At 69.3% G+C, this 24,313-nt stretch carries 25 protein-coding genes and 2 pseudogenes; 14 read left to right on the top strand and 13 right to left on the bottom strand.

Features of this window, described 5'->3' with window-relative positions:
- The first annotated feature begins 215 nt into the window (after positions 1-215).
- A complete protein-coding gene (locus tag ACK1X7_RS41015; protein ID WP_385146685.1) occupies positions 216-1,088 on the top strand; it encodes an undecaprenyl-diphosphate phosphatase in 873 nt (290 codons plus the stop codon).
- A gap of 230 nt (positions 1,089-1,318) precedes the next feature.
- Here the strand turns inward: ACK1X7_RS41015 and ACK1X7_RS41010 are convergent, their stop codons facing one another.
- Positions 1,319-1,966: an HAD family hydrolase gene (locus ACK1X7_RS41010; protein ID WP_385146687.1), complete on the bottom strand. Its 648-nt coding sequence runs from the start codon at positions 1,964-1,966 to the stop codon at positions 1,319-1,321.
- A gap of 27 nt (positions 1,967-1,993) precedes the next feature.
- On the bottom strand, positions 1,994-2,614 hold the full coding sequence (locus ACK1X7_RS41005) for a flavin reductase family protein (protein ID WP_385146689.1): 621 nt from the start codon (positions 2,612-2,614) through the stop codon (positions 1,994-1,996).
- A 265-nt stretch (positions 2,615-2,879) separates the two neighbouring features.
- Between ACK1X7_RS41005 and ACK1X7_RS41000 the strand changes: the two genes are divergently transcribed.
- Both ACK1X7_RS41000 and ACK1X7_RS40995 read left to right on the top strand, forming a co-directional pair.
- A complete protein-coding gene (locus ACK1X7_RS41000; RefSeq protein ID WP_385146691.1) occupies positions 2,880-3,521 on the top strand; it encodes a hypothetical protein in 642 nt (213 codons plus the stop codon).
- 48 nt (positions 3,522-3,569) lie between these two features.
- The gene (locus ACK1X7_RS40995; protein ID WP_413116460.1) at positions 3,570-4,154 is read left to right on the top strand and encodes a DinB family protein; all 585 of its coding nucleotides are present in this window, start codon (positions 3,570-3,572) and stop codon (positions 4,152-4,154) included.
- A gap of 140 nt (positions 4,155-4,294) precedes the next feature.
- On the opposite strand, the gene ACK1X7_RS40990 is transcribed toward ACK1X7_RS40995, so the two are convergent.
- Positions 4,295-5,326 carry a Glu/Leu/Phe/Val dehydrogenase dimerization domain-containing protein gene (locus tag ACK1X7_RS40990; RefSeq protein ID WP_390795601.1) on the bottom strand — a complete coding sequence of 344 codons (1,032 nt, stop codon included), beginning with the start codon at positions 5,324-5,326 and terminating at the stop codon, positions 4,295-4,297.
- 106 nt (positions 5,327-5,432) lie between these two features.
- Here ACK1X7_RS40990 and ACK1X7_RS40985 point away from each other — a divergent pair, with 106 nt between their 5' ends.
- The gene (locus ACK1X7_RS40985) at positions 5,433-5,906 is read left to right on the top strand and encodes an Lrp/AsnC family transcriptional regulator (RefSeq protein ID WP_385146697.1); all 474 of its coding nucleotides are present in this window, start codon (positions 5,433-5,435) and stop codon (positions 5,904-5,906) included.
- A 56-nt stretch (positions 5,907-5,962) separates the two neighbouring features.
- Here ACK1X7_RS40985 and ACK1X7_RS40980 read toward each other — a convergent pair whose 3' ends face one another.
- Positions 5,963-6,943: a GlxA family transcriptional regulator gene (locus ACK1X7_RS40980; RefSeq protein ID WP_385146699.1), complete on the bottom strand. Its 981-nt coding sequence runs from the start codon at positions 6,941-6,943 to the stop codon at positions 5,963-5,965.
- Between the two features lie 71 nt (positions 6,944-7,014).
- Between ACK1X7_RS40980 and ACK1X7_RS40975 the strand changes: the two genes are divergently transcribed.
- Positions 7,015-7,689: an HD domain-containing protein gene (locus tag ACK1X7_RS40975; protein ID WP_385146701.1), complete on the top strand. Its 675-nt coding sequence runs from the start codon at positions 7,015-7,017 to the stop codon at positions 7,687-7,689.
- 47 nt (positions 7,690-7,736) lie between these two features.
- Positions 7,737-8,159 carry a Rid family hydrolase gene (locus ACK1X7_RS40970; RefSeq protein ID WP_385146703.1) on the top strand — a complete coding sequence of 141 codons (423 nt, stop codon included), beginning with the start codon at positions 7,737-7,739 and terminating at the stop codon, positions 8,157-8,159.
- On the opposite strand, the gene ACK1X7_RS40965 is transcribed toward ACK1X7_RS40970, so the two are convergent.
- Together ACK1X7_RS40965 and ACK1X7_RS40960 are read right to left on the bottom strand one after the other, a co-directional pair.
- Positions 8,148-8,549 (bottom strand): ArsR/SmtB family transcription factor, encoded by a 402-nt coding sequence (locus tag ACK1X7_RS40965; protein WP_385146731.1) that lies wholly within the window; start codon positions 8,547-8,549, stop codon positions 8,148-8,150. The genes ACK1X7_RS40970 and ACK1X7_RS40965 overlap by 12 nt on opposite strands.
- A 54-nt stretch (positions 8,550-8,603) precedes the next feature.
- A pseudogene (locus tag ACK1X7_RS40960) lies at positions 8,604-9,056 on the bottom strand (tellurite resistance TerB family protein); the annotation flags it as partial.
- Positions 9,057-9,402: 346 nt separating this feature from the next.
- Between ACK1X7_RS40960 and ACK1X7_RS40955 the strand changes: the two are divergent.
- Positions 9,403-10,089, top strand: coding sequence for an AAA family ATPase (locus ACK1X7_RS40955; RefSeq protein WP_390795602.1), 687 nt, complete (start codon positions 9,403-9,405; stop codon positions 10,087-10,089).
- A 55-nt stretch (positions 10,090-10,144) separates the two neighbouring features.
- Positions 10,145-11,089 carry an ion transporter gene (locus ACK1X7_RS40950; RefSeq protein ID WP_413116459.1) on the top strand — a complete coding sequence of 315 codons (945 nt, stop codon included), beginning with the start codon at positions 10,145-10,147 and terminating at the stop codon, positions 11,087-11,089.
- On the opposite strand, the gene tatA is transcribed toward ACK1X7_RS40950, so the two are convergent.
- Both tatA and ACK1X7_RS40940 read right to left on the bottom strand, forming a co-directional pair.
- Positions 11,028-11,291, bottom strand: a complete 264-nt coding sequence (gene tatA / locus ACK1X7_RS40945) for a Sec-independent protein translocase subunit TatA (RefSeq protein WP_361498128.1) — start codon at positions 11,289-11,291, stop codon at positions 11,028-11,030. The genes ACK1X7_RS40950 and tatA overlap by 62 nt on opposite strands.
- Positions 11,292-11,443: 152 nt before the next feature.
- Positions 11,444-12,283: a LysR family transcriptional regulator gene (locus tag ACK1X7_RS40940; protein WP_413116458.1), complete on the bottom strand. Its 840-nt coding sequence runs from the start codon at positions 12,281-12,283 to the stop codon at positions 11,444-11,446.
- 92 nt (positions 12,284-12,375) lie between these two features.
- Between ACK1X7_RS40940 and ACK1X7_RS40935 the strand changes: the two genes are divergently transcribed.
- The 4 genes and pseudogenes from ACK1X7_RS40935 to ACK1X7_RS40920 all read left to right on the top strand — a co-directional run bounded on the left by ACK1X7_RS40935 (position 12,376) and on the right by ACK1X7_RS40920 (position 15,940).
- Positions 12,376-13,113 carry an SDR family NAD(P)-dependent oxidoreductase gene (locus ACK1X7_RS40935; RefSeq protein ID WP_385146733.1) on the top strand — a complete coding sequence of 246 codons (738 nt, stop codon included), beginning with the start codon at positions 12,376-12,378 and terminating at the stop codon, positions 13,111-13,113.
- 106 nt (positions 13,114-13,219) lie between these two features.
- A complete protein-coding gene (locus ACK1X7_RS40930) occupies positions 13,220-14,602 on the top strand; it encodes an NADP-dependent succinic semialdehyde dehydrogenase (RefSeq protein ID WP_385146711.1) in 1,383 nt (460 codons plus the stop codon).
- Between the two features lie 29 nt (positions 14,603-14,631).
- Positions 14,632-14,859 (top strand): annotated as a pseudogene (locus ACK1X7_RS40925) (NAD(P)-binding domain-containing protein); the annotation flags it as partial.
- A 283-nt stretch (positions 14,860-15,142) separates the two neighbouring features.
- Positions 15,143-15,940 carry a maleylpyruvate isomerase family mycothiol-dependent enzyme gene (locus ACK1X7_RS40920; RefSeq protein WP_385146713.1) on the top strand — a complete coding sequence of 266 codons (798 nt, stop codon included), beginning with the start codon at positions 15,143-15,145 and terminating at the stop codon, positions 15,938-15,940.
- Between the two features lie 307 nt (positions 15,941-16,247).
- On the opposite strand, the gene ACK1X7_RS40915 is transcribed toward ACK1X7_RS40920, so the two are convergent.
- Positions 16,248-17,720, bottom strand: a complete 1,473-nt coding sequence (locus ACK1X7_RS40915) for an FAD-dependent monooxygenase (RefSeq protein WP_413116457.1) — start codon at positions 17,718-17,720, stop codon at positions 16,248-16,250.
- A gap of 104 nt (positions 17,721-17,824) precedes the next feature.
- Between ACK1X7_RS40915 and ACK1X7_RS40910 the strand changes: the two genes are divergently transcribed.
- Complete coding sequence (locus tag ACK1X7_RS40910) at positions 17,825-18,478, top strand: TetR/AcrR family transcriptional regulator C-terminal domain-containing protein (protein WP_385146717.1); 654 nt, start codon at positions 17,825-17,827, stop codon at positions 18,476-18,478.
- Positions 18,479-18,538: 60 nt separating this feature from the next.
- On the opposite strand, the gene ACK1X7_RS40905 is transcribed toward ACK1X7_RS40910, so the two are convergent.
- The 4 genes from ACK1X7_RS40905 to ACK1X7_RS40890 all read right to left on the bottom strand — a co-directional run bounded on the left by ACK1X7_RS40905 (position 18,539) and on the right by ACK1X7_RS40890 (position 23,132).
- On the bottom strand, positions 18,539-19,390 hold the full coding sequence (locus ACK1X7_RS40905) for a helix-turn-helix domain-containing protein (RefSeq protein ID WP_385146719.1): 852 nt from the start codon (positions 19,388-19,390) through the stop codon (positions 18,539-18,541).
- A gap of 73 nt (positions 19,391-19,463) precedes the next feature.
- The gene (locus ACK1X7_RS40900; protein ID WP_398161601.1) at positions 19,464-20,432 is read right to left on the bottom strand and encodes a hypothetical protein; all 969 of its coding nucleotides are present in this window, start codon (positions 20,430-20,432) and stop codon (positions 19,464-19,466) included.
- A gap of 128 nt (positions 20,433-20,560) precedes the next feature.
- Positions 20,561-21,733 carry an amidohydrolase family protein gene (locus tag ACK1X7_RS40895; protein ID WP_413116456.1) on the bottom strand — a complete coding sequence of 391 codons (1,173 nt, stop codon included), beginning with the start codon at positions 21,731-21,733 and terminating at the stop codon, positions 20,561-20,563.
- A 100-nt stretch (positions 21,734-21,833) separates the two neighbouring features.
- On the bottom strand, positions 21,834-23,132 hold the full coding sequence (locus ACK1X7_RS40890) for a methyltransferase domain-containing protein (protein ID WP_413116455.1): 1,299 nt from the start codon (positions 23,130-23,132) through the stop codon (positions 21,834-21,836).
- Between the two features lie 223 nt (positions 23,133-23,355).
- Here ACK1X7_RS40890 and ACK1X7_RS40885 point away from each other — a divergent pair, with 223 nt between their 5' ends.
- A complete protein-coding gene (locus tag ACK1X7_RS40885; protein ID WP_385146727.1) occupies positions 23,356-24,312 on the top strand; it encodes an alpha/beta fold hydrolase in 957 nt (318 codons plus the stop codon).
- Position 24,313: the final 1 nt, after the last annotated feature.

Raw genomic sequence — 24,313 nt, 5'->3', positions numbered from 1 at the left:
CCGAGCGCCGAGTACCCAAGGTCAAAGCGATGAACCGATGGTCCGACCAGGCCCTTGATGGGCCGCGCACCCGGGGACGCTACGCTGCCCACACCCGGCAGTTGATCCTCGACCGCCGGCTTCCCACCGACCACCCCGCCTGAATCGGTCACGCCTGGCCATCTCTGGCCAGAAATCGATCAGCGCACGATCAGCCTCTGGATAGCGAAGACTCAATGTCGTGGTTTGAATCATTCATCCTCGGGCTGGTCCAGGGGTTGACTGAGTTTCTTCCGATCTCCTCCAGCGCCCATCTACGGCTCACGGCCGCGTTCGCCGGCTGGAGCGACCCTGGGCCCGCGTTCACCGCGATCACCCAGATCGGCACGGAGCTCGCGGTGCTCATCTACTTCCGCAAGGACATCGTCAACATCGTGTCGGCGTGGTTCCGCTCGCTCTTCAGCAAGGAGTGGCGCGGCAACCACGACGCCCAGATGGGCTGGCTGGTGATCGTCGGCTCGCTGCCCATCGGTGTGCTCGGGCTCACCCTCCAGGACGCGATCGACGGTCCGTTCCGCGATCTGCGGCTCATCGCCACGACCCTCGTGGTCATGGGCGTCGTCCTGGGCTTCGCGGACCGGCGTGCGGCGCGCGATGAGTCGGGCGGCCGGCATCGCGTCGCCAACCAGCGCAAGACGCTGAAGGAGCTCAGCATCCGCGACGGCCTCATATTCGGCGTCTGCCAGGCGATGGCGCTGGTGCCGGGCGTCTCCCGGTCCGGCGCGACCATCAGCGGCGGACTGCTCATGGGCTACACCCGCGAGGCGGCGGCCCGCTACTCCTTCCTGCTCGCGGTCCCGGCGGTGCTGGCCTCGGGCGCCTTCGAGCTGAAGGACGCGTCCGAGGGGCATACGGCATGGGGCCCGACGATCTTCGCGACCGTTATCGCCTTCGTTGTCGGATATGTCGTTATCGCGTGGTTTATGAAGTTTATTTCCAGCAAGAGCTTCATGCCGTTTGTGATCTACCGGATTCTGCTGGGCCTCGCGCTCTTCGCACTGGTGGGCTTCGGTGTGCTGAGCGCCCACGCGGCCGAGTCGGCGGGCTGACGCGCTTCTCCACACGGACAGGGAGATGGGCCGCCGGCCGAGGAGGGAGGAGTCCGGCGGCCCCTTCGCTCAGGTCTGGCGCCCCCTGAGCGGCATGGGACGAGTCAATCGCCATGCGGGGCACCGGGGAAGGGTGTGCGGTAGATATATGCAAGCACTCGCATCACACCGGGTGTGAATTCCTCACCCAGCGCACGCCCCTGCCCTGAGCCGGCAGGCCACGGGGACGCTCACACCGACCGTTCGGCGACGATCTCCACCAGCTCACTCAACGAGTCGATCCGCCAGTCCGCCATCGCCGCGTCGGCGGTATCGGCCCACAGATAGGCCCACGGCCCCCGGCGGATATGCGCGGCCCGCAGCCCGGCGGCCTTCGCCGGCCGGATGTCGAAGGCCGGATAGTCACCCACGTACAGCGTGTCCCCCGGCGCGGCCCCGCCGAGCGCCACCACCCGCCGGAAGAACTCCGGATCGGGCTTGGCGACCCCCCACTCACTGGACGTCGCCACGGCATCGACCGGCAGCCCCAGCTCCCGCAGCAGCGCACCCGCCCGCAGCGTCTGATTCCCGGCCAGCACCACCCGCGGCCCCGACTCCCGCAGCCCGGCGAGCGCGGACCGCACATCGGGGTACACATCCGACTCGTCCAGCCACTCCCCCCGCCCCGCCGCCTCCCGCGCCCGCCACTCGGCGTCGATGTCCACGCCCGGCCGCACCAGACGGAGCGCGTCCTTGTCGTCCCGCCCCTGCGCGACGACGGCCCCCACCAGCGCGGACAGAGTGTGCCGCGGCACCCCGAGCCAGTCGGCCCAGGAACCCCAGTAGCGGTCCTCACGGACCAGGGTCGAGCCGATGTCGAACACAACGCTCTCGATCACCGCGGCCCCTTCCTCCGGCCCCTGGCCTCACACCTTCTCGGGCCCCTGACCCTCCCAGTCCGCGTAACGGATCCGGGCCAGATCCAGCACCTCACCGACCGTGCCCCACTCGTTCTTCCCCAGCCGGGACAGCGGCCGCAGCCGGGTGATCTCCGCATGCCCGTCGACCATCACCGCGTCGTCGATCGCGGCATGCACCACCCGCCCGAAGACCACCGTCGAATTGCCGAGCCCCATCGTGCTGTGCACCACACACTCCAACGCCACCGGCGACCCCGCCACCCGAGGCGGCTTCACCCGCGCACTCGCCTCCTGCGCCACCCCCACCGCCTCGAACTCGCTCACCCCGTGCGGAAAGTCCGTCGCGGTCGCGTTGATCTGCTCGAACAGCCCCTCCGGCGCGAGGTTCACCACGAACTCCCCGGTGTCCTCGACGTTCCGCAGTGAGTCCTTACGCCCCACGGAGGTGAACTGCACGATGGGCGGAGCCACGGCCGCCACGGTGAAGAACGAGTGCGGAGCGAGATTCGCGGAGCCATCCCGGCCCACCGTCGACACCCAGGCAATCGGCCGAGGCACGATCACCGAGGTCAGCAGCTTGTAGAACGGAGTGGGCCCCATGGCCTCGGGCTCGAAGTCAATACGCATGCGCCCAGTATCCGCGCATGCGGCGGCGCACCCCAACGACGGATCGCGGCATGGTCCAGCCCCTGGGCGTCGACCGTCGGCACAAAGACGCCGAGGATACGCGCCGTCGCCTGCGCTGGGGCCCCTTCGCCAAGATCTACAAGGAGAACGACACCTCCGCGTTTCAAGAAGCGCACGAGAACACAGAAATCCGGACGGCCCCGGGTGACCTGTGCCACGCTGATGGAACCGTTGGCACTGGTGGGATCACATGGGGGAGTTGGGCGTGCCTGAGGAACCGACAGAGCCAGTGCAGCGACTGCACACCGAGAACTCCTTGTCCGACCGTTCGCACGTGGACGGTCCGGTTGTCCAAGCGGGCGTCATTCATGGTGGCGTCACCATCCACCACGCCAACCAGTCGCGGAAACTCGAGACCCCCTGTATGGCGACCGGTTCAGGCATCCGGACGGCCAATGACGTCTACCGGTGGGCAGACGAACCAGCCGCCCCCCATGCGTGGGCAGGCACGTGGACTCCGGAAGATGGGGCCAGCGTGCTCGTGGAAGGGCTCGCTGCACAGGCCGTGGTGCTCAGGGGAATGCGTCCTGTCGTGCTCTCCCGTAAAGTCCCGCGTCCTGCACAACATTGGGGCCTGATCATGAGCCACCTGGAGACACGGGGGTTCACCACCGACCTGGACGCAGATCACCCGGTTCTCCGGCCCCTGGACGGCCCGGACTTTCCGTTCACCGTCACCAGCAGTGACCCTGAACTATTCGAGGTCCACCCCGCTGCCTCGGCCTTCGAGATCGAGTGGCTCCTTGAATTGGAGTGGTCGAGTGCCGGCCGTCACGGGACGCTCACTGTTGACAACGGCGGCCGTCCCTTCCACTTCGTGCCGCGCCCCCGGACGCCCGCGCAGTGAGCGTTTGGATCTTGAGACCACGAGCAGCCCATGGCAGGCTCATGCCGCGTGATCGATGAATTCGCGAAAGACAACCTGCACGGGAGGCTGCGGCGGGACCGCAAGGCGCTGCTCTGGAAACTCGACGGCTTGTCCGAATACGACGCCCGCCGGCCTTTGACAGCGACCGGGACCAACCTCCTCGGCCTGGTCAAACACGTGGCCACCGTGGAGGCCAGGTACTTCGGCGAGGTCTTCGACCGCCCTTCCCCGGAACCGCTGCCCCGGTGGCAGGACTCCAACGGCAGCGATCTGCGGGCGACCGAGGACGAGACTCGCGATCAGATCATCGAGTTCTACCGGCGCACATGGGAACACTCGGATGCGACGATCAACGAGCTTCCCCTCGACGCCCCCGGCCACGTGCCGTGGTGGCCGGAGCCTTATCCCAACACGAACCTGTTCGCCATCATGGTCCATGTCCTCGGCGAGTCCATCCGGCATGCCGGGCACGCCGATATCCTGCGCGAGGGCCTCGACGGCCGGACCGGGGTGCGCGCCGAGAACGAGCAGCAGATCGACGAGGAAGCCCGTGCGGCCTACTACGCGAAGATCGAGCGGGCCGCCAGGTCGGCCGCACCGATCAAGGCTTAGAGGTTGTCTCACGTGACGTGATGCTCGTGCGGCACGATGCCGGTCGTGGGTGCTGATCTATCGAAGCGTCTGGTTCCTGATGAACTCTGGGAGCTGACCGCCCCGTTGCAGCGTGGTCGGGGTGGTGTTGTCCCCGGCCATCAGGCGCCCTGGAACTCCGAGGCCGAGGATGCCAGTCGGCGCTCGGCGATCTGGTGGGCCGCTCGCAGCGGGGTGGTGCCCGTCGAGTGCGCCAGGTCAAGGATGTGGGTCACGGTGTCGCCGATGCCCTCCACCCGTTGCTGCGCGGCCTCGTGGCTGTAGCCTTCCGACTCCCGGCTCAGGGCGTAGGCGATACCGCCGGCACTGGCGACATAGTCGGGCACCCAGACGATGCCCCGCTCCGCGAGGACATCGGCCACCCGCTCCTCGGTGAGCTGGTTGTTCGCCGGGCCGACGACCAGGCGCGCGGTGATCCGGGGGACGGTCACGTCATCGAGTACGCCGCCGACGGCGGCCGGGACCAGGATGTCGGCCGGCGCGGACAGAGCCCGACCGGGCTCGACCCAGCCGTATCCGCTCGCCAGGGCCGCCTCCTTACGGGAGGCTTCCAGGTCCGACACGACGACCTGCGCGCCCTCGGCGGCCAGGCCGGCGGCGATACCGCTGCCCACCGATCCGAAGCCGCTGATCACCACGGTCCGTCCGGTGCAGGAGGCATCGCCGAATACATGCCGCGCACCGGCGCGCAGGGCCGCCAGGACGCCGGTGGCGGTCGGGCCTCCGGAGTTGCCGGTACCGCCGTGCTCCTCGGGCGCGCAGTACGCGTACGGCGAGAAGCGCCGCAGGACCACCATGTCCTCGGGGCCGGTGCCGACGTCGGGGCCGGTGCGGTAGGAACCCTGGAAGGAGGCGATCAGCTCGCCCAGGTCCTCCAGCGCTGCCGCACGCGACTGTGGGGTGAGCGCGGTGTCGTTGTCGAGGGCGACCACGCTCTTGCCGCCGCCGAAGTCCAGACCGGCCACCGCGGCCTTGTAGGTCATCGCCTCCGACAGGCGCAGCGCGTCGGCCAGTCCCTGCTGCCAGGTGTCGTAGCGGCGCAGTCGGCAGCCGCCGACCGCCGGGCCCAGGGCCCGGGAGTGGATGGCCACGATCAGCGGCAGCCCGGAACGGCGGCCACGTCGAATAGTCACGTCTTCGTGTGCAAGCGCTCGGCTCATGCCGCCAAAGCTAGGCTGATGCACGGAATGGTTGACGTGACGCCGAAGTAAGTTCGGTATGGCGATCCAGGAGGCAGTCATGGATGAACTTGATTCGGCGATCGTGCACCATCTACAGGCCGATGGTCGGCAGTCCAACCGGGCCCTCGCCGAGAAGCTCGGTATCGCCCCCTCCACCTGCCTCGAACGCACCAGGTTGCTGCACAAGCGCGGCATCATCCAGGGCTACCGGGCCCAAGTCTCGCTGCGGGCGCTCAACCGCTCCGTGCAGGCGATGGTCTTCACCCAGGTCCGGCCGCTGCGCCGGGAGGTCGTCGCCGCCTTCGAGCAGTCGGTGACCCAGCTTCCAGAGGTGGTCTCCGTCTACACGATGGCCGGCAGCGACGACTTCCTCGTCCACGTCACGGTCCCGGACATCGACCACCTGCACGCCTTTCTCCTGGACCAGTTCACCAACCGCCGGGAGATCGTCGGCTTCCGCACCTCGATCATCTACCAGCACCTCACCAACCCCGTGCTCGACCCGCTGCCCACGCAGACAGAGCGCCCGTGACACCACGCACGCCACGCGGTCACCGGAGCGGGCCGTCAGCGTCGTGGTGGCCGTTTTCAGTCCGCGCGCATGGCTGCTGGTGAACCGGCCGGACTGGGCGGCGTCGAGCGGCCGAAGGTGCGGCGGTAGGCGGTGGGGGTGGTGCCCAGTGCGCGCCGGAAGTGCAACCGCAGGTTGGCCGCCGTGCCCAGTCCGCAGTCCCGCGCCACCCGGTCCATCGGGTGGTCCGTGGTTTCCAGCAGTTCCCGCGCCCTGCTCAGGCGGGCGCCCTGCAACCACTGCAACGGGGTCGTGCCCGTCTCCTCGGTGAACCGGCGCATGAAGGTGCGCTGCGAGACACCCGCGTGCCGGGCGAGTACGCGCAGTGTGAGCGGCTCGCCCAGCCGGTGCAGGGCCCATCCCCGGGTACCGGACAGCGATGCCTCACCGGCCACCGCGACGGGAGCCGGTACGTACTGGGCCTGTCCACCGTCCCGATGGGGGGCGGCCACCAGACCGCGGGCGATCTCGTTGGCCACCACCGCGCCCAGGTCGCGGCGTACGAGGTGCAGGCACAGGTCGATACCGCAGCACACCCCGGCCGACGTGAGCACATCGCCCTCGTCGACGTAGAGCACATCGCGGTCGACCTTGACGGCCGGGAAGTCCCGTTCGAGCTCGTCGATGTGTTTCCAGTGGGTCGTGGCGTGCAGCCCGTCCAGCACGCCCGCCGCGGCCAGTGCGAAGGCGCCCGTGCAGATCGACACCACACGTGTGCCTCGGTCGCGGGCCTCGGCCAGCGTGCCGAGCACGGCGTCCGGCAGCCGGAGGTTCGGTTCGAATCCCGGCACGACCACGGTGTCGGCGGTGCGCACCTGCGCCAGCTCCCCGTCGGCGACCAGGGCGAAACCCGCGCTGGTGACCACCTTCGCGTCCAGCGCGCACAGGGTCATCTCGTAAGGGGTTTCCGGCCGGGTGGTGAAGATCTGCGTCGGGATCGCCAGGTCGAGCGGGGTGACCCCGTCCAGCGCCAGGACCGCGACTCGATGCACTGTCATGGCAAGATTCTATCGAAGTAAGGAAATTTTGCCTCTCGCCAGGTCAGGGCGGTCGCGGCGAGGCTGAGGACATGACCGGATCTACCCACGAGGCGGCCGCCGACCTGATCACGCTGCCCGGCACACCGCTTGCCGACGCCGTCGTGAACCTCGTCCGACCGCTGGAAACGCCGTCCGTGTTCAACCACAGCGTCCGCAGCTATCTGTTCGCCCGGCTGGTGGCCGGCCGCCTCGGCCTGGCCGTCGGCCACGACTACCACGACGACCTGTTGTTCGCCGCGTGCGCGATGCACGACCTCGGTGTGGCGTCGGACGGCCCGCACAGCCATCGGTTCGAGGTCGAAGGCGCCGACCGGGCGGCCGCGTTCCTCATCGAACGCGGAGTGCCCACGGCCGACGCCGACCAGGTCTGGCAGGCCATCGCCCTGCACACCTCGCCGGGTATCGCGGAACGCCACGGCACGCTGTGCGTGCTCGTCCGCGAAGGCGTCGCCCTCGACTTCGGCGGCCCACTGGGGGGCGGCCACATCGACGCCGTCACCGATGAGCAGGCCGACGCCGTGCACGCCGCCTATCCACGGCTGGACATGATCCGCTCACTCACCGACGCGATCGTCGCGCAGGCCGCGAAGAACCCGGCGAACGCACCTCGGTACACGATTCCCGGCGAATTCCTCCGCGAACGCGAAACCTACGGCCGGACCCGGCTGGAGCACGCCTGTAGTTCGTCCCGCTGGGGCAACTGACTCCGCCGACTCCACAACTCCGTCAACAAGGAAAAGGAAGCACCACAATGACCGTCCACACCGTCGAGATCCCCGAGGACAACGCGGTCTTCGGGCAAACCACCAGCGCCTTCGCGGGCTTCGGCTATTCCGCCGCGGTCCGCGCGCACGGCCTTCTGTTCATCGCGGGAACGATCGGCCGCCGAGCCGACGGAACCATCCCGGACACCATCGAGGAGCAGACCGAGATCGCCATCCGGAAGATCGAGGAGATCCTTCGGCTGGAGAACCTCGACCTGTCCGCCCTCGTCGACGTCACCAGCTACCACGTCGACATCCGCCAGCACCTGTCCGGCTTCGTCGAGGCCAAGCAGCGCCTCGTCGAAGCGCCCTACCCGACCTGGACGATCATCGGGGTCAGCGGCCTCGCCAGCCCGGGACTCCTCGTCGAAATCCGCGCGACCGCCGCGTACCCCGACTCATCCCGGTAGCCGCCGCCCGTGGGCCCGCTCCCCCGCCCGCTCGTGGGCCCGCGAGGGGGCGAGGAGGTAGGAGTGGAGCTGGCCGAGCAGTTCGGCGATGCCTTCCCGGTCGGCGCGGTAGCGGACCAGTTTGCCGCTGCGCGTCGACTGGAGCAGGCCACCGCGCCGGAGGACCGCGAGGTGCTCGGAGGTGGTCGACGGGCCGAGTCCGGTGCGCTCGGCGACCTCACCGACGGTCAGCTCCTCGCCGTCGAGGAAGTGTGCGAAGAGCCTCTGCCGGGTTCCGCTGGTCAGCGCCTTGAGGAAGACCTGGAGGTCGTCGCCGGGTACGGCGGCCCCGGGTCGTATCCCCTGCGCCGCACCGGAGTCGGCCCGCTCCGACGCCTGGTCACCGGCCACCGGCGGGAGCTCGTCCGGGCCCCGGTACGGGCGGGGGACGCGGAGGGGGCGGTGGAGGTCGAATTCGGTCGGGGGGATGTCCAGGGCCGAGCAAGCCTCGCGGACGACGTCCCGTTCGCTGTCGTCGAAGTAGCCGTCGGCGCAGCCGATGACGATGCCGATCTGGATGACGGCCCGGGCCTCGGCGGGCCTTCTCCTCGCCTTGCCGATCTCCCGCATGGCGCTCGCCATGCCGAGGGCGAAGTCCGTGGTGAGCGCGTCGAGGTGGTCCTCGAAGCGGCGGTGCAGCTCGTCCGGGGGAAAGTTCTGGAGCACGTCGTTGGTGGCGATGAGCTGGGCGACGCGCTGCCGTTCGGACAGATCGATCGTGCCGTCCGCCGCGGCCACCAGGGCGCACATCGCCATGCTCGCGTCCCGGAAGGCCCCGCTCCGCAAGTCGTTCTTCTTCGCCGTGAGCTGAGCCTGCATCGTCTGGACCGTGTCCTTGAGGCGGTCCCACAGCGTCATCTGCATCTCCTTCTCAGTAATACCTCCATTGTGAGGAGAAAACAGAATCTACAGGTTTGTAGAGTCCCCTCACGCGCCGCCGCGGCACCCCTCGCCCCCTTGGCTTCAAATGATCGGTTGCGGCACACCCCTGCTTCTACAGTGCTGTAGATTTATGGCCGGATCCGGCACCCGGCGACAGCGGAAATCTACTTCCGCGAGCCTTCGCGCCCGTCCGCCCCCCGTGTGTTGGTCACTTGAAACCCAGGAGCCGTGCCCCGTGACTGTGAGCCTGCCCAAAGGCGGCAATCCCGCCTCAGGCGGAGTCGGCCGTCTTCGTGGTGTGACCGCGGAATAAGAGGCATCCGTGAGCACGATCGACGAGGTGGGCTCGGCGGCGCCGCCGAGCCGCCCGCCAGGCAGATGCCTTCGGCCGCGGGGCGTGGTCGACCTGCGCGGGAGGGCCGACGCCCCCGCCGTCCTGGCCTACCCGGCCAACGCCGTGGTGGTCGTTTCCGGCCTGCCCGGCAGCGGAAAGAGCACGTTGATCGCACGCTGGTCCAAGGCGGCGCCCGCCATCGATCCGCGGGCGGTCCGGCTCGCCTGCGAGGCGGCCATGCCCGATTGGCTGCCGTACGGCGTATACCGGCCATGGTCTCGACTCAGACATTTTCAGGGGTTACGTCGGCGGATGCGCCGCCTGTCCCCCCTGCTGGTGCACGACTGCGGCAGTCGGCCCTGGCTCCGCCGCTGGCTGGCCCGGCACACCCGGCGGGAGCAACGGGAGTTGCACGTGGTGCTCCTGGACGTCGGGGCGGACGAGGCGCTGGCGGGGCAGAAGGCGCGGGGCCGGTGGGCTCCACCACGCGTCTTCGCCCGGCACCAGCGGGGTATTGACCGCCTGCTGCACGCGTTACCCGGGCCCGACACGGCATACCCGGACGGTGCCGTGCGGCCGGTCCCCGAACCGGTGGCGGAAGCGGCTTCCATCGTCCTGCTCGACCGGATATCGCGAAAGCACGTAGGGGCAGCGGTGTTCGGCCTGCTGCCATAGGTGGATACGGGGCAACCTCGGCTGCGAGTGGCGGCTCAGAACTGATGGAAGCGAGATGGTGAACGGTACTGCCGCGCCCAAGGTGCACGCCCTCGTGGAGGGTTCCCGCCGGGTCGTCGACTCGGGCTGGTTCGGTGGGGTGGTCTTCAGCGTCATCATGGCCAATGCCGCGGTCCTCGGCGTCGAGACGTACAGCGGTGTGGTGGCGGACTGGCACACCGAACTGAAGGCGCTGGAACACGGGTTCCTGGCGATTTTCACGGCCGAGATCCTCTTGCGGATGGTGGCCCACGGGGACCGGCCCGGGGACTTCTTCCGCGATCCCTGGAACCTGTTCGACATGGCCGTCGTGGCGCTGGCCTTCCTGCCCATCACACGCGAGAACGCGACGGTTCTGCGGCTGCTGCGCCTGGCACGGGTGCTGCGGGCCGCGCGGTTCCTGCCACAGATACGGGTGGTGATCACGGCCATCGGCAAGAGCCTTCCCGGCACCCTGAGCTTCCTGCTGGTCGGCACGCTGGTGCTGTATGTGTACGCCATGGTCGGCTGGGTGTTCTTCGCCGATGACGACCCGGAGCACTACGGCTCGATCGGCCGGGCCGTCCTGACCCTCTTCCTGCTCATCACCCTGGACGGGCTGGGGGACGCGGTACGGGCGGGACTGGAGATCTCCCGCTGGACCATCGTCTACTTCGCCTCGTTCGTACTGCTGGGCTCATTCGTCCTGGTGAACCTGCTCATCGGCGTGGTCATCAACTCCCTCGAGGAAGCCCGCGCCATAGAGGAAGCGGAGCAGGCCGAACCGCCGGGCCCCGCACCCATCGGACCCGCTCCGGAGCCGCTGCGTCAACGGATCGCGGCCGCTCGGCAGGCCCTGGACGACCTCGAAGCGGACCTGGGCACCACGAGCGGCAGGCCACACGCCCCTCGCGGCGGCGTCAGCGCGGTCCGGTGCCGCTGCTCCCGCTGCCCGGCTCGGGGTCCGTCGTCCGGGAGCTGATCACATCGCCGGGCTGGGCCTGGATGACCCTCGGGACGGAGGGGTCCCGCCGGCTGTCGTCATCGGATGCCATCGCCTTGGCTTCGCTCTTGAAGATACGGGCCGACTTGCCCATGGAACGGACCAGATCGGGGAGCTTCTTGGCCCCGATGACGACGATGACAACGATGAGGAGGAGGGCCAGCTCGCTTATCCCTAGCATGGGTGCCTGCTTTCTCCATGGATGAGTGGGGTGGTGGCATCGAAAATCTACAGCACTGTAGATGGCCGTGGCGCGTAGACCGAGTCCCCGCGCATGGCCGCGGCGCGATCGATGGCCGCGGCGCCGCCGGGGCGGACGGCATGAACAGCCGGTCACAGACCGGTCGCTACGCGGATCAGGTCGGCGACCGCGCGAAGTCGGCTCTGCGCGGGCCAAGCGATCACCGTGGTCACCGGCGGAGCATCCAGGACCGGCACGGCGGCGAGATCCCGGCGCAGGTCGGCGCCGGCGGACTCGGGGATGATCACGGTGCCACGGCCGAGCGCGATCAGTTGGAAGAGCTGTGTCAGGTTCCGTACCTCTGCCCCCGGTCCCTTCGGATAGGTGCCATCGGGACCGGGCCAGCGAGCCATCGGAAGTTCCGGCAATTCGGTGACCTCGGCCATCCGGAGCTGTGGGCGCCCGGCGAGTGAATGAGAGGCGGGCACGATCGCCACCTGTCGCTCGGTATGCAGAATTTCGGTGTCGAGTCCGGCCACCGAATCGAATGGCAAGTGCAGCAGGGCCACATCGGCTTGCCCATTCCGCAGCAGTTTCTGTTGCTGATGCGCCTCACAGAGCAACAGGTCGACGGTGGCCGCGCCGGGCTCCGCGCGATAGGCGTCCAGGAGTTTGGCCAGCAGCTCACCGGCGGTGCCGGATTTCACGGCGAGGACAAGGCGGGAGCACCTTTGCGCGGCCTGCTGGGTACGCCGCTCGGCCGCGGCCACCGCGCCGAGGATCGCGCGCCCCTCGGACAGCAGCACCGCCCCGGCCTCGGTGAGCGTGACCTTGCGGCTGGTGCGCTCGAGAAGTGTGACCCCGAGCTGTCGTTCGAGCCCGGCGATGGCGCGGGACAGGGGCGGCTGGGCCATCTCCAACCGTTCGGCGGCCTTGCCGAAGTGCAGTTCCTCGGCGATGGCGACGAAGTACCGCAGCTCGCGTATCTCCATCCACGCACCGTAACTCCGGTGGAGTTCGATCGATGCCGCCCGGGTATCGCTGCATGACCGAGACGGTGTTGGTGCCCGGTCGAAGCGCGGCCATGCTCGCTGTCATGAGTGAGAAGACCATCGCGCTGGTCACCGGCGCGAACAAGGGAATCGGGTACGCGATCGCGGCCGGGCTGGGCGCATTGGGCTGGAGTGTCGGTGTCGGCGTGCGAGACGAGCAGCGCAGGGTGGACGCCGTGGCCGCACTGCGCGCGGCGGGTGCCGACGCGTTCGGCGTGCCCTTGGATGTCACCGACGACGCGAGCGTGACCGGCGCGGCGCGGCTGATCGAGGAGCGGGCGGGACGCCTTGATGTGCTGGTCAACAACGCCGGAGTCGCGGGCGGTTGGCCGGAGGAGCCGACCACCATCGAGCTGGAGACCGTGCGGCGGCTGGTGGAGACCAATGTCTTCGGCGTCATCCGGGTCACCAACGCGATGCTGCCGCTGCTGCGCCACTCGGCGCACCCGCGGATCGTCAATCAGTCCAGCCATGTCGGCTCGCTGGCCCTCCAGACCACGCCCGGCGTCGACCTCGGAGGGATCAGCGGGGGCTACGCGCCGACGAAGACCTACCTCAACGCCGTCACCATCCAGTACGCCAAGGAGCTGAGTGGCACCAATATCTTGATCAACAACGCCTGCCCCGGCTACGTGGCCACCGACCTCAATGGGTTCAGCGGCACTCAGACCGCCGAGCAGGGCGCGGCGATCGCCATCCGGCTGGCCGCGCTGCCCGACGACGGCCCCACCGGTCAGCTCTTCGACGACAACGGAGTGGTGCCCTGGTGATGTGCCCAGGTTCACGGCGATGAGTGGGGTGGCCCGCCACCCCGCATCCCGTCTGAGGCAAATGGGTGAATTTGCGGGCCCTATCCCACCGTCCTAACGTCGAATTATGGCTATTGCGACGACGAGTCCTGTGACAGGTGAGGTCCTCAGGAGGTATGAGGAGCTGACTCCGGAGGAACTGGAGGACAAGCTCGCCCGGGCGGCGGCCGCGGCCGCCTCGTACCGGCTGACGAGCGTCGAGGAACGGGCGGCATGGCTACAGCATGCGGCCGAACGCCTGGAGAAGGAGATCGAGAGCGTCAGCCGGATGATCACCACGGAGATGGGCAAGACCTTCCGGGCGGCGGAGGAGGAAGTGGCCAAGTGCATCCACGGGCTCCGCTTCTACGCCGCCGAGGGCCCCGCGTTCCTGCGGGACATGGACGCCGACGCCGGGCGCGTGGGCGCGAAGCAGACGTTCGTCTCGTACCAGCCGATCGGTGTGGTGCTCGCGGTGATGCCGTGGAATCTGCCGTTGTGGCAGGCCATGCGGTTCGCCGCGCCCGCGCTGATGGCGGGGAACGTGGGCCTGCTCAAGCACGCCTCGAACGTGCCGCAGTGCGCCTTGTACCTGGAGGAACTCTTCCGTGACGCCGGGTTCCCCCAGGATGTGTTCCAGACTCTGCTGATCTCCTCGGGGAGGGTGGAGCAGGTGCTGCGCGACCCGCGGGTGGCGGCCGCGACGCTGACCGGCAGTGAGCCGGCAGGGCGGTCGGTGGCGACCATCGCGGGCAATGAGATCAAGAAGGTGGTCCTCGAACTCGGCGGCTCCGATCCGTTCATCGTCATGCCCTCCACGGATCTGGAGCGGGCCACCGATGTCGCGGTGAAGGCGCGGTGCCTGAACAACGGGCAGTCGTGCATCAACGCCAAGCGGTTCTTTGTGCACCAGGACATCGCCGACTCCTTCATCGAGATGTTCGTGGCGAAGATGGGGGCGCTGGTGGTGGGTGACCCGATGGACGAGGCCACCGATGTCGGGCCGCTGGCCACCGAGTCCGGCCGGCAGGATGTGGTGGGTTACGTCGACGATGCCGTCGGCAAGGGCGCGACGGTACTGCTGGGCGGCGAACGCCCGGACGGGCCCGGCTGGTTCTACCCGCCCACCGTGCTGACCGGCGTCACGCCGGAGATGCGGATGTACCACGAGGAGGTCTTCGGCCCCGTGGCGCAGGTGTGGGCGGTCCCCTCGCTGGAGGACGCCCTGCGCGAGGCCAACGGGCACCCCTACGGCCTCGGATCGAACCTGTGGACCGAGGACGAGGCCGAACGCGAACTGTTCGTCCGCGATGTGCAGTCGGGCATGGCCTTCGTGAACGGCAACACGACCAGCTACCCCGAGATCCCCTTCGGCGGCGTCAAGCGCAGCGGCTACGGACGCGAACTGTCGGACCTCGGCATGCGGGAGTTCATGAACGCCAAGACCGTCTGGATCGGCCAGGACGCCTGACCCCCTGGTGCCCGCATGGAGGCGCGACGATGAGCGCAGCGAACCGGACCTCGTCGTCCGGGCAGGGAAGGCCCGTGGTCGCGGTGCTCGGCACGGGCACCATGGGGAAGGCCATGGCACGCAATATCACGGCGGCGGGACTGGGACTGCGCGCGTGGAACCGCACCCGCGCCGCCGCCGAACCGCTGGCCGACACCGGCGCCACGGTGTGCGACACGCCTGCCGAGGCGTGCCGCGGCGCCGATGTCGTACTGACGGCGCGCTCCTCGGCAGCAAGGAACCGGCCGTGGCCGGCACCCTGACCATTCTGGCCGCCTCCCCCCAGCAGAAGGCGCGGGAAGAGGTGCGGTCCTGACCGCCGTCGAGGGCATCGCGGAAGTCGTGAGCGAACGCCTCCACCTCGCCGCCGACGACGGACTCGGCCGCGCGGGCGTCGCCGCGACCTACCGCACGTCCCGCCGCCAGGCCGCGTCCTGACCGGACCGCCGCCTCGAGGGATTCGCGAGAGGCGAGAGATTCGAGAGAGGCGAGGGAGGAACGATGACCCGTGCCGGCCTCGCCGCCGCGCGTTCGAGCACGGCGCAACTAGCCGAGATCGTCCCCCAGGTGGACGACGGGCAGTGGGAGCTGCCGTCCGCGTGCGCCGGCTGGCGCGTCATCGACGTGGTGGCCCACCTCGCGGCCCTCGCCTCCGAGGCGGTGGATCCGCCGCCACCCGACCCCTCCCTGCCGAAGAACCGCGAGCGCTACCACGATCTGCGCGTCGACGAACGCCGTGGCCGGAGCCATACCGAAGTCCTCGACGAGTGGCGGCACAGCACCCCCCGGCAACTGGACCTCCTGGAAGCGGCCCAGGAACCGCCCGGCGCAGACGAGCCCGTCGAGGTGCCCGGACTCGGGACGTATCCGCGCCATCTCCTGGCGAACACCATGGCGTTCAACGTCTTCTGCCACCTGCGCGACGACATGCTCGCCCCCGACGGACCGCTCCCCTTCACCCTGCCGGAACCGACCGACGACCAGGTCGCCCCCGCCATCGACTTCATGCTCGCCGGCCTCCCCCAGATGCAGGGGCCCGAACTCACCGCCACCGTCGGCCAACCCCTCGTCCTCGATCTGACCGGGCCGGGCGCCACCACCGTCACCATCCTCCCCGCGACCGGGCCGGACGGGCATCTGACCGTGGCACCCGGCGCGGACGCCACCACCCAGGTCCACAGCACGGCCCTCGACTTCATCGCCTGGGCCACCACCCGCAAACCCTGGCGCGACCACTGCCACATCACGGGGGACACATCCGCCGCGACACCGTTCCTCGACCGCCTCAACATCATCTAGACGCTGAGCCGATTGCCCGCACCTCTTCGTCGTCGAGGCACAGTGACGCGGCCGCGACATTCTCTTCGAGATCTCAGTTGACACCATTGAGTTCTCGGAGGGCACCGACGACTTCCTCGTACAGGATGAGCTGGTCGATGACACGGTCGCAGAGATGGGCCCGGTGGCACGGCTGCTGAGGGTGCCTGACATCGGGCACTACCCGCCGTTCGAGAACCCGGAGTGGGCCGCGCAGGTCGCGGACGATTCCGTGAGGACAGTAACGGTCATGGCGGGCTGATCATGTGTCCTGGACCACCGAGCGCGCTCAGCGGCACAGGGCGCTCAGGGCGGTGAGGCAGTCCGCGGCCCGGCGCTGCGGGTCGGTGTCGGTGCCGGCCCAGGCGATCCGGGCGTCGGGCCGGATCAGGACGGCGGTGACGTCCCGCCAAATCGGGTCCGCCGCTTCGGTGTTGACGGTGGCCGCCCGCTGTTCCAGATCACTCGCGGGGCACGGCGTCCGCGTCCCGCCGAGGTCCAGCAGCAATGGCCGGCCGTGGTGCATCAAGGGGTGGGCGGTGGGTGCCTGTGGCGTGTCCAGGGCGAGGCCGGCCAGGCGGGTGCCGTTCAGCGGGTGCGCGCCGGGTGCGGTGTCGGCGGTGAGCGGATCGCCGAAGCCGGCGATCCGGCGGGCCCACAGGCGGTTGGTCTCCGGTTCGGCCAGCGCGGCGGACCACACCTCGCGCAGCGCGATCTGCTCCGGGCTCGCCGCGGCGAACAGGGCGAGCTGCGCGCGGGTGTTGTCGATGACGGCGCGGGCGGCCGGCCGACGCTCCGTGTCGTAGCTGTCGAGGAGTCCGTCGGGCGCCCGGCCCTGGAGGGTTGCGGCGAGCTTCCAGCCCAGGTTGGTGGCGTCCTGGATACCGACGTTCATGCCCTGGCCACCGGCCGGGAAGAACATGTGCGCCGCGTCCCCGGCCAGCAGCACCCGTCCGGCCCGGTACCGTGCGGCCTGGCGGGTGGCGTTGCCGTAGCGCGACAGCCACCGGGGGTTGCGGATACCCAGCTCCCGTCCCAGCAGTGCGCGGGTCTGCTCGTGTACCTCCTCCAGGGTCAGCGGATCGCCGGTGTCGCGGTGCATGGTGGCCGTGGACAGGCCCGCCAGCCGGTGGACACCGTCGCCGATCGGGGCCGCCAGGAACGAACCGGCCGGTCCAGTGGCGGCGAGCGGCGCGGTGGGCGGATCGTCGAGTTCGACGTCGGCGAGCCACCCGGTCAGCGTGGTGTCCTGACCGGGAAAGTCGATGCCGGCCGCCTGGCGCACCGCGCTGCGGGTGCCGTCGCAGCCCACTACCCAGCGGGCCCGCACGGTCCGGTGGGTGCCGCCGGCCCGGATCACCACCTCGACGGCGTCCGGCCCCTGGGTGAGCGAGACGGCTTCCTCCCCGCGCAGCACCCGGGCGCCCACGGAAACCGCGTGCTCCTCCAGGAGCTGTTCGGTGACGGCCTGACCGAGCGCCAGCATGTACGGGTGCACCGCTCCGACCGTGGAGAAGTCCAGCCGGGTGGTCGCCGCGCCGAAGTGTCCGGTCGGCACCGGGGTGCCGCGTTCGATGAACCGCTCCGCGAGTCCGCGGGTGGCGAAGGTGTCCAGCGTGCCGGCCTGCATGCCGACCGCGCGCGACCGTCCGTCCGGTGCCGCGCGGCGTTCCACGACGGTCACTTCCGCTCCGCGCAGGCGCAACTCCGCGGCGAGCCAGAGTCCCACCGGGCCGGCCCCGGCGATGAGCACGTCGAGCATGACAACCACTTCCTCTCACCCTTGTCCGTTGGACAAGGGTGAGCATGCCCTAGAATTGTCCACTGGACAACAGGCATCTGGAAGCCGACCGGAAGGCGCATCGGATGGGCACGACACGGGACGAGATCGTCACCGCCACACTGGCGGTCCTCGACGAACACGGACTGGGCGGGGTGACCATGCGCACCGTCGCCGCCCGGCTCGGCGTACAACACAACACCGTCCGCTGGCACGCCTCCAGCAAGGGCCGTCTCCTCGAACTGGCCGCCGACGAACTCCTCGCGCACTGTCTCGACGAGCCGCTGCCCGAGGCGTTCCCCGACCGCCTCAAAGAGCTGAGCCGCCGCTGCCGCGCGGCGCTGCTCTCCCACCGCGATGCCGCCAGGATGGTCGCGGGCGTCTTCGCCGCCGAGCCCCACACGCTGCGCTACGCCGACACCGTGATCGCCACCTTGCTGGCAGCCGGCCACACACCATGCACAGCCGCGTGGACCCACTGGTCGATCTTCTATCTGACCCTGGGCCTCACCCAGGAACAGCAGGCCGCCCAGGAGACCGCACCGGCCCTCCCCCCGGACCAGGTCCCGGCCGGCACCTACCCAGCCCTGGCCGCGGCCCTGCCCTACGTCGGCCCCGACAACTTCGACCAACGCTTCGAATTCGCCCTCGACCTGATCGTCACCGGCCTTCCCCGAACGAAGACTCTCGCGATGGGCGGTCCGGACCTTACGGGACCGGCTGAGGCGCCCCGAGCCTGACGGACACGGCTCCCAGGGCCTCCGCCGCGAACCGGGGCATCCGCGAAATTCGTCATGCCGTCAGACGGCGGTCTGGGCGGCGGCAATGCGCAAGTACTCCAGCTTTTCCTCGTCCGACGTGCCCGGCTCTGCCGTGTAGGTGACGACCCTCACATCGTGGTCCGGCATCTTCAGCACATCGTTGTCGAGACTTATCTCCCCCACAAGCGGATGCCGCAGGCGTTTGTGGCCGCCCAGGCGGGAGCCGAGTGCTGGGGTGCTCCACAGGGTCCGGAACTCTTCGCTGTCACTCATGACCTCATCAATCAGAACTCCGAAGTCCTCATCATGAGGATATGCTCCGTGCGTTATCCGAAGGTCTGCGACGAGAGCGGCTTTGAATTCCGCGGTGCCCTGCTCGGCGGGAAAGAGCGGATGACCCGTGTCCGATGGCTCGTTGAATACCGCGCGCACCAGGTTTCGTTCTTCCGGCGATCGACGGGACGGGTCACCCAGCAAGGCCGTCCACATGGATGTCCATGCCAGCAGGGTCCATGAGGCGGAGAACACTCCCACCGGAATGTTTCCCCAGCGGCTGACGAGTCGTTGTACACCAGGCGGCATCAGTTGCGGGATTTTGGGAGGCGTCGGCGGAAGGAGCCTGGCCACCAGGTGCAGATGGCAGGTTTCATCCGTACTGAGTCGCAGCGCGCGGGCGAGTGAGGCCACGACGTCGCGGGATGGGCGCTGGGACCGGCCCTGTTCAAGACGGAGAAGGTAATCCGTGGATATTCCCGCCAGATGGGCAAGCTCCTCGCGGCGCAAGCCGGCGGTGCGTCGCCGGCGGGTGGCCGGCAGTCCCACGTCTTCCGTCGTGATTCGGGCACGCCAGGTACGCAGCGCGTTCCCCAGCGAGTTCTCGGGACGACTCATGTTCCCATTGTTGCCGACCCTGCGGTCGGTAGCATGGTACTGCCGTTCCTGGGATAAAGCCGCCGCGGTCGCCTTAGTCCTGGTGACCGAGATGGGCCGTCAGAAGATTCGCGTCACCGCCTGTGGTGAGCGCACCGCTGGCGACGTAGACCGCATCGCCGTCGACCGCCACCGATGTGGTGTTCTCCAGACCGTCGCTCTCATCGAGGACGGTACGGTCGGGCTTGCCCGGAGTGATGAGGAGCAGCTCGCTCGGGATATTGAGTGCGGCCAGTAGCTGATCACCGCGGCCGGTGAAGGCGAAATCATCGACGCTGTCGAGTCCGGATGCCATGACCTGATGGGGACCCGCGGTTCCCTTGTCCGTCAGCGGTATCCGAAGGATGGTTCCTCGATCGATGTTGGAGACCCAGACAGCTCCGTTGTGCACCTTCACGCCGTTGGCGCCGAAGAAGTGAGTCGGGGCGAGATCCTCTCCCGCGGCCCAGAGCTTGGCAGTTCCGCCGTGCGGTCCGACCTGCCACACTCCGCCCTGGGTGGAGTCGGTGAGGTAGAAGTTCCCCGTACGGCCGTCCCTGGCAAGTCCGTTGAGGAAGCTCGACGCCGGCAGGGCGGCGACGCGCTCCGGCTTGCCTCCCCGGCGCAGTTTCCATAGACCGGTGAGGCGTTCGTCCCCTGCCGAATACAGGAAGTAGAGGGTTCCATCTCCCGTTCGTTCGATGCCCGTCACCGAGGCGGATCCGGTGCCGGGGGTGTTCACTCCCCCATCCGCGGGGAGAGGCATGGTCGCCAATACCTCAACACGTCCGTCGAGCGCGACGTGAGCCACCTGCCGGGACAGGATGAGACCGACATCCGCCGACCCGTCCGGCCGCACGGTGACGCTCTCCGCCACCTGCCCGGCCGGACGGTCGAAGTGGGCGACGATCCGCGGGTGCGAGAGGGGCGGCGCGGCCGCTTCCGCCGTTGACGAGACCGCGGTAAGTCCGATCACGGCGCCGGCAGTGGTCGCCGCCAGGTGGAAGAGAAGGTGTTTCGGCATGATCGCCTCCGAAGGTGATGCGCTTCTTCACAGGCGGGCCGGCCTGTGGGAAGAAGCATCAGCGCACCCGCGGGGCTCAACCAGTACCCGGCTTATCCCCGGAATCGCAGGACCACGCTGTCCGGGGACTACTCCTGTTCGTGCCTGCGGCCCGCGCTGACGACGGTCCTGACCCGCCCCAAGGCATCCAGATCCTTGAGCGGGTCACCGTCGACAAGGACGAGATCGGCCCGGAGGCCCGGGGCGACACGTCCTGTCACCTCGCCGAGCCCCAGCGCCTCGGCGGCCCGGCGGGTGGCCATGTCGAGGACGGTGCCGTTCGGGATGCCGAGGTGTGCGTAGAAGGTCAGCGCGCCGGGCATGCCGTCGAAGCCGGTGCGCTGGACCCCGGCATCGGTGCCGACGATCACTCGTGCTCCGGCCTCGGCCATCTTTCGCACCTGGTCGAACATCACCTTCGCGCGCTCCTCGCCGAAGACCTTGGGCAGCATGCGCCAATGGGGGCTCACGGTCACACAGACCGCGATATCGCGGTCGACGATGCGCCGGAGGACATCACGGCGGAGGTCGAACCCGGTCTCGGTCATCCAGGTGCAGTGTTCGAGGGTGTCGACCCCGGCGTCGACGGCTTCGGTGATCGCGTCCGCTCCATGGGCGTGCGCGGCGACCGGCAGTCCCGCGGAGTGTGCCTCATCGACCAGAGCGTGGAGTTCGGCGCGGGAGAACTGACTCTGCCAGCTTCGCGGGCCGTCCTTGGTGAGCCCTCCCCCACTGGTCATGACCTTGATGACGGCGGCTCCCGCGGCGATGTTACGCCGGACCAAGTCGCGGGCCTCGGTCTCGCCCGAGACCTCACCGCCGAGAAAGTGGCAGTGACCACCCGGCGGGGTCGCCGGAGTTCCGGCCGCGAGGATACGCGGGCCGGGCAGGCTGCCCTTCTCGATCTCCCGGGCGACGCGGAACGCGAGTCCGTCGCGGTCTCCCAGATCGCGCGCCGTCGTCACGCCGGTGTGCAGCAGCCGCTCGGCGCGCTGCCGCATCTGGCCGAGCAACTCCTCGTCGGTGGCACGCAGGACGGCGACAGGATCCGGGCTGCCGTCAAAGATCAGGTGAACGTGGGCGTCCACGAGGCCGGGCATGACCGTGCCGGAGAAGGAGATGTGCTCGGCATCCGGCGCTGCCTGCCGAATGACCTTCTCCCTCGGGCCTACGGCGGTGATCGTCTCGCCATCGGTGAGGACGGCCCCGTCCTCCAGGTAGGTGTCCGTGTCCACCAGGACTCGGTCAGCGGTGATGAGCATCGTCCGATTCTCCTCGATCAGGAGGACACGACATCACCGAAGCCGGCTCGAGGACATCAACGAGAATCTGGAAGCTCTGGGGCGCGGCGAGTCCGGGCCGTCAGCCGATGCGCACGGCGCGGGCCAGGAAGTGGTGGGGCGCGTCCTCGTAGCAGGTGGGCGCCCAGCCCGCCGCGCTGAGGGCGGGGCGCAGGTTCTGCTCGGCCAGCGGGTCGTCCGGGTCGAGGGGACGGCCGTGGCGGGCGGCGCGTTCGGCGCGGCCGGAGGGGTGGAAGAGCAGCAGGACACCGCCGGGGGCGGTGACCCTGGCCCACTCCCGCAGGGCCGCCGCCGGGTCGGGCACATGGTTGACCAGGCCCGCGCTGAAGATGCCGTCCACCGCCCCGGCCGGCAACGGCAGTCGGCAGGAGTCGGCCAGCAGCAGCCGGGCGAGGCCGGCGCGGCCTTCCTTCACGGTGGCCGTGAGCATCGCCGGGGTGACGTCCACGCCGAGAACGACACCCTCCTCGCCGACCTCGGCACGCAGTGCGGGCAGCGCCAGGCCGCTGCCGCAGCCCACGTCCAGCGCGCACTGCCCCGGACGCAGCCCCATCCGGGAGACGGCCGCCGCGTAGACCGGGCCTTGGGCGGTGAATCGCTCTTCCCATACGGCGGCGCGGGGTGTGAAGAAGGTACGGGTCGCGGTCAGCGCCGCCCGCTCCGCGACAAGGGCGGCGAAGCGGCGGAACACGCCGTCACGGTGTGGTGCCAGGGCGGCCAGCTCAACGGGGGCGGACTCGACGAGCTCCGGTGCGAGGGCCGCTTCGGCCGGGAACGCCTCGGCGAAGGCGCCGACCGCCGTCGCGTCCACTTCCAGGTGGAACTGAAGACCCCAGGCCGAGCCGCCGATCCGGAACGCCTGGACCGGATAGCGGTCGCAGGAGGCCAGCAGGGTGGCACCGGACGGCAGGTCCATGGTGTCGCCATGCCAATGCAGGACGCGGAGCCGCTCGGGCACGCCGGTGAAGAGCGGGTCGGTGCGCGCGGCCGGAGACATCCGTATCCCGCCCCAGCCGACTTGCGGACCAGCGGTCCCGGCACGGCCCATGCCGCCCGCCGCCACGGCCAGCAGTTGGGCACCCAGACACACGCCGAGCACCGGCACCTCGGCATCGAGCGCGGCACGCAACAGCGCCAACTCCCGCGTACGGCTGGGAAAGTCCTCGTACGCCGCCATCGGCCCGCCCATCACCACCAGGGCGACCACATCGGCCGGCGTGTCCGGCACCGGGTCCCCCGCCCACGTCCGGCACACCCGCACCGGAAGCCCGGCCGCCGCCAGCGCCGTACCCAGGGCGTACGTGCCCTCATGCGGCATGTGCTCCACGACCAGGACACCCGCGACCCGCGCCGGACTCATCAGGCTCCACTCATACCGGGGCAGCCGCCGTCCACCCGGGCTACCGCCTCCCGGATGACCGTACCCGAACCCGCGTCCGGTGCATATGCAGATGCCAGCCCGATTGACTGATGGACCAGCTCATGCCATGTAGAGCAAGCGCTTTGCCTCGCAACTGCGGATGCGGCTGACCCGTTTCGATGGTGCGCGGTTGCCGACGATCATGGCGCGTACGCTCGTGTACATGGCTGAGCATCGAATGGTCGACACGAACGGGATTCGGCTGCACATCGCCGAGGCGGGCGAAGGCCCCTTGGTGGTGCTTCTGCACGGCTTCCCCGAGTCCTGGCACTCCTGGCACCACCAGTTCGGCCCCCTGGTCGAGGCGGGCTTCCGGGTCGTCGCCCCCGACCAGCGTGGATACGGGCGCAGCGACCGTCCCGACGACGTCGAGGCGTACAGCATCCTCCATCTGGTCGGCGACGTCGTCGGCCTGATCCGGGCGCTGGGCGAGGACAAGGCGTATGTGGTCGGGCACGACTGGGGCGCGCCGGTCGCGTGGAACACCGCGCTGCTGCGGCCGGACATGGTGCTCGGGGTGGCCGGTCTGAGCGTGCCACCTCCCTTCCGCGGTGCGCAGCCTCCGCTGGCCGCCATGGAGAAGAGGTTCGGTGGCCGCTTCTACTGGAACTACTTCAACCGCCCCGGTGTCGCCGACGCCGAGTTCGCGAGGGACACCCGCACCTCGTTGCGGAAGATCTTCTACGCGATTTCCGGCGACGCTCCCGGCACGGTCGAGCTGCCGCTGGTCGACCCCGAGCGGGGCTGGCTCGCGACCATGCCGGACCCCGAGGTACTGCCGCGGTGGTTCACCGAGGACGACCTCGACACGCTCACCGAGAGCTTCTCCAAGGGGTTCACCGGAGCCCTCAACTGGTATCGCAACCTCGACCGCAACTGGGAACTGACGGCGCCGTGGCAGGGCGCCGTCATCACCCCGCCCGCGCTGTACATCTACGGCGACCGCGACCCCGTTCCCGCCTTCCCCGGCACGCCCGAACTCATCGCGAGCCTGCCCGATCTGATGCCCAGCCTGCGGCGCGAGCCGCTCGAACTGGCGGGCTGCGGACACTGGACGCAGCAGGAACGCCCGGCAGAGGTGAATGCCGCGCTCATCGAATTCCTCACGGCCCGCTCATGAG

The sequence above is a fragment of the Streptomyces sp. CY-1 genome (assembly GCF_047218265.1).
Taxonomy (GTDB): Bacteria; Actinomycetota; Actinomycetes; order Streptomycetales; family Streptomycetaceae; genus Streptomyces; species Streptomyces niphimycinicus.
This window is presented reverse-complemented; position numbering and strand designations above follow the sequence as displayed.

Coding starts and splice junctions, on each gene's coding strand:
- ACK1X7_RS41015 (WP_385146685.1), top strand. CDS start 216: ATGTCGTGGTTTGAATCATTCATCCTCGGGCTGGTCCAGGGGTTGACT.
- ACK1X7_RS41005 (WP_385146689.1), bottom strand. CDS start 2,614: ATGCGTATTGACTTCGAGCCCGAGGCCATGGGGCCCACTCCGTTCTAC.
- ACK1X7_RS40985 (WP_385146697.1), top strand. CDS start 5,433: ATGGATGAACTTGATTCGGCGATCGTGCACCATCTACAGGCCGATGGT.
- ACK1X7_RS40980 (WP_385146699.1), bottom strand. CDS start 6,943: ATGACAGTGCATCGAGTCGCGGTCCTGGCGCTGGACGGGGTCACCCCG.
- ACK1X7_RS40975 (WP_385146701.1), top strand. CDS start 7,015: ATGACCGGATCTACCCACGAGGCGGCCGCCGACCTGATCACGCTGCCC.
- ACK1X7_RS40970 (WP_385146703.1), top strand. CDS start 7,737: ATGACCGTCCACACCGTCGAGATCCCCGAGGACAACGCGGTCTTCGGG.
- ACK1X7_RS40950 (WP_413116459.1), top strand. CDS start 10,145: ATGGTGAACGGTACTGCCGCGCCCAAGGTGCACGCCCTCGTGGAGGGT.
- tatA (WP_361498128.1), bottom strand. CDS start 11,291: ATGCTAGGGATAAGCGAGCTGGCCCTCCTCCTCATCGTTGTCATCGTC.
- ACK1X7_RS40940 (WP_413116458.1), bottom strand. CDS start 12,283: ATGGAGATACGCGAGCTGCGGTACTTCGTCGCCATCGCCGAGGAACTG.
- ACK1X7_RS40935 (WP_385146733.1), top strand. CDS start 12,376: ATGCTCGCTGTCATGAGTGAGAAGACCATCGCGCTGGTCACCGGCGCG.
- ACK1X7_RS40930 (WP_385146711.1), top strand. CDS start 13,220: ATGGCTATTGCGACGACGAGTCCTGTGACAGGTGAGGTCCTCAGGAGG.
- ACK1X7_RS40920 (WP_385146713.1), top strand. CDS start 15,143: ATGACCCGTGCCGGCCTCGCCGCCGCGCGTTCGAGCACGGCGCAACTA.
- ACK1X7_RS40915 (WP_413116457.1), bottom strand. CDS start 17,720: ATGCTCGACGTGCTCATCGCCGGGGCCGGCCCGGTGGGACTCTGGCTC.
- ACK1X7_RS40910 (WP_385146717.1), top strand. CDS start 17,825: ATGGGCACGACACGGGACGAGATCGTCACCGCCACACTGGCGGTCCTC.
- ACK1X7_RS40905 (WP_385146719.1), bottom strand. CDS start 19,390: ATGAGTCGTCCCGAGAACTCGCTGGGGAACGCGCTGCGTACCTGGCGT.
- ACK1X7_RS40900 (WP_398161601.1), bottom strand. CDS start 20,432: ATGCCGAAACACCTTCTCTTCCACCTGGCGGCGACCACTGCCGGCGCC.
- ACK1X7_RS40895 (WP_413116456.1), bottom strand. CDS start 21,733: ATGCTCATCACCGCTGACCGAGTCCTGGTGGACACGGACACCTACCTG.
- ACK1X7_RS40890 (WP_413116455.1), bottom strand. CDS start 23,132: ATGAGTCCGGCGCGGGTCGCGGGTGTCCTGGTCGTGGAGCACATGCCG.
- ACK1X7_RS40885 (WP_385146727.1), top strand. CDS start 23,356: ATGGCTGAGCATCGAATGGTCGACACGAACGGGATTCGGCTGCACATC.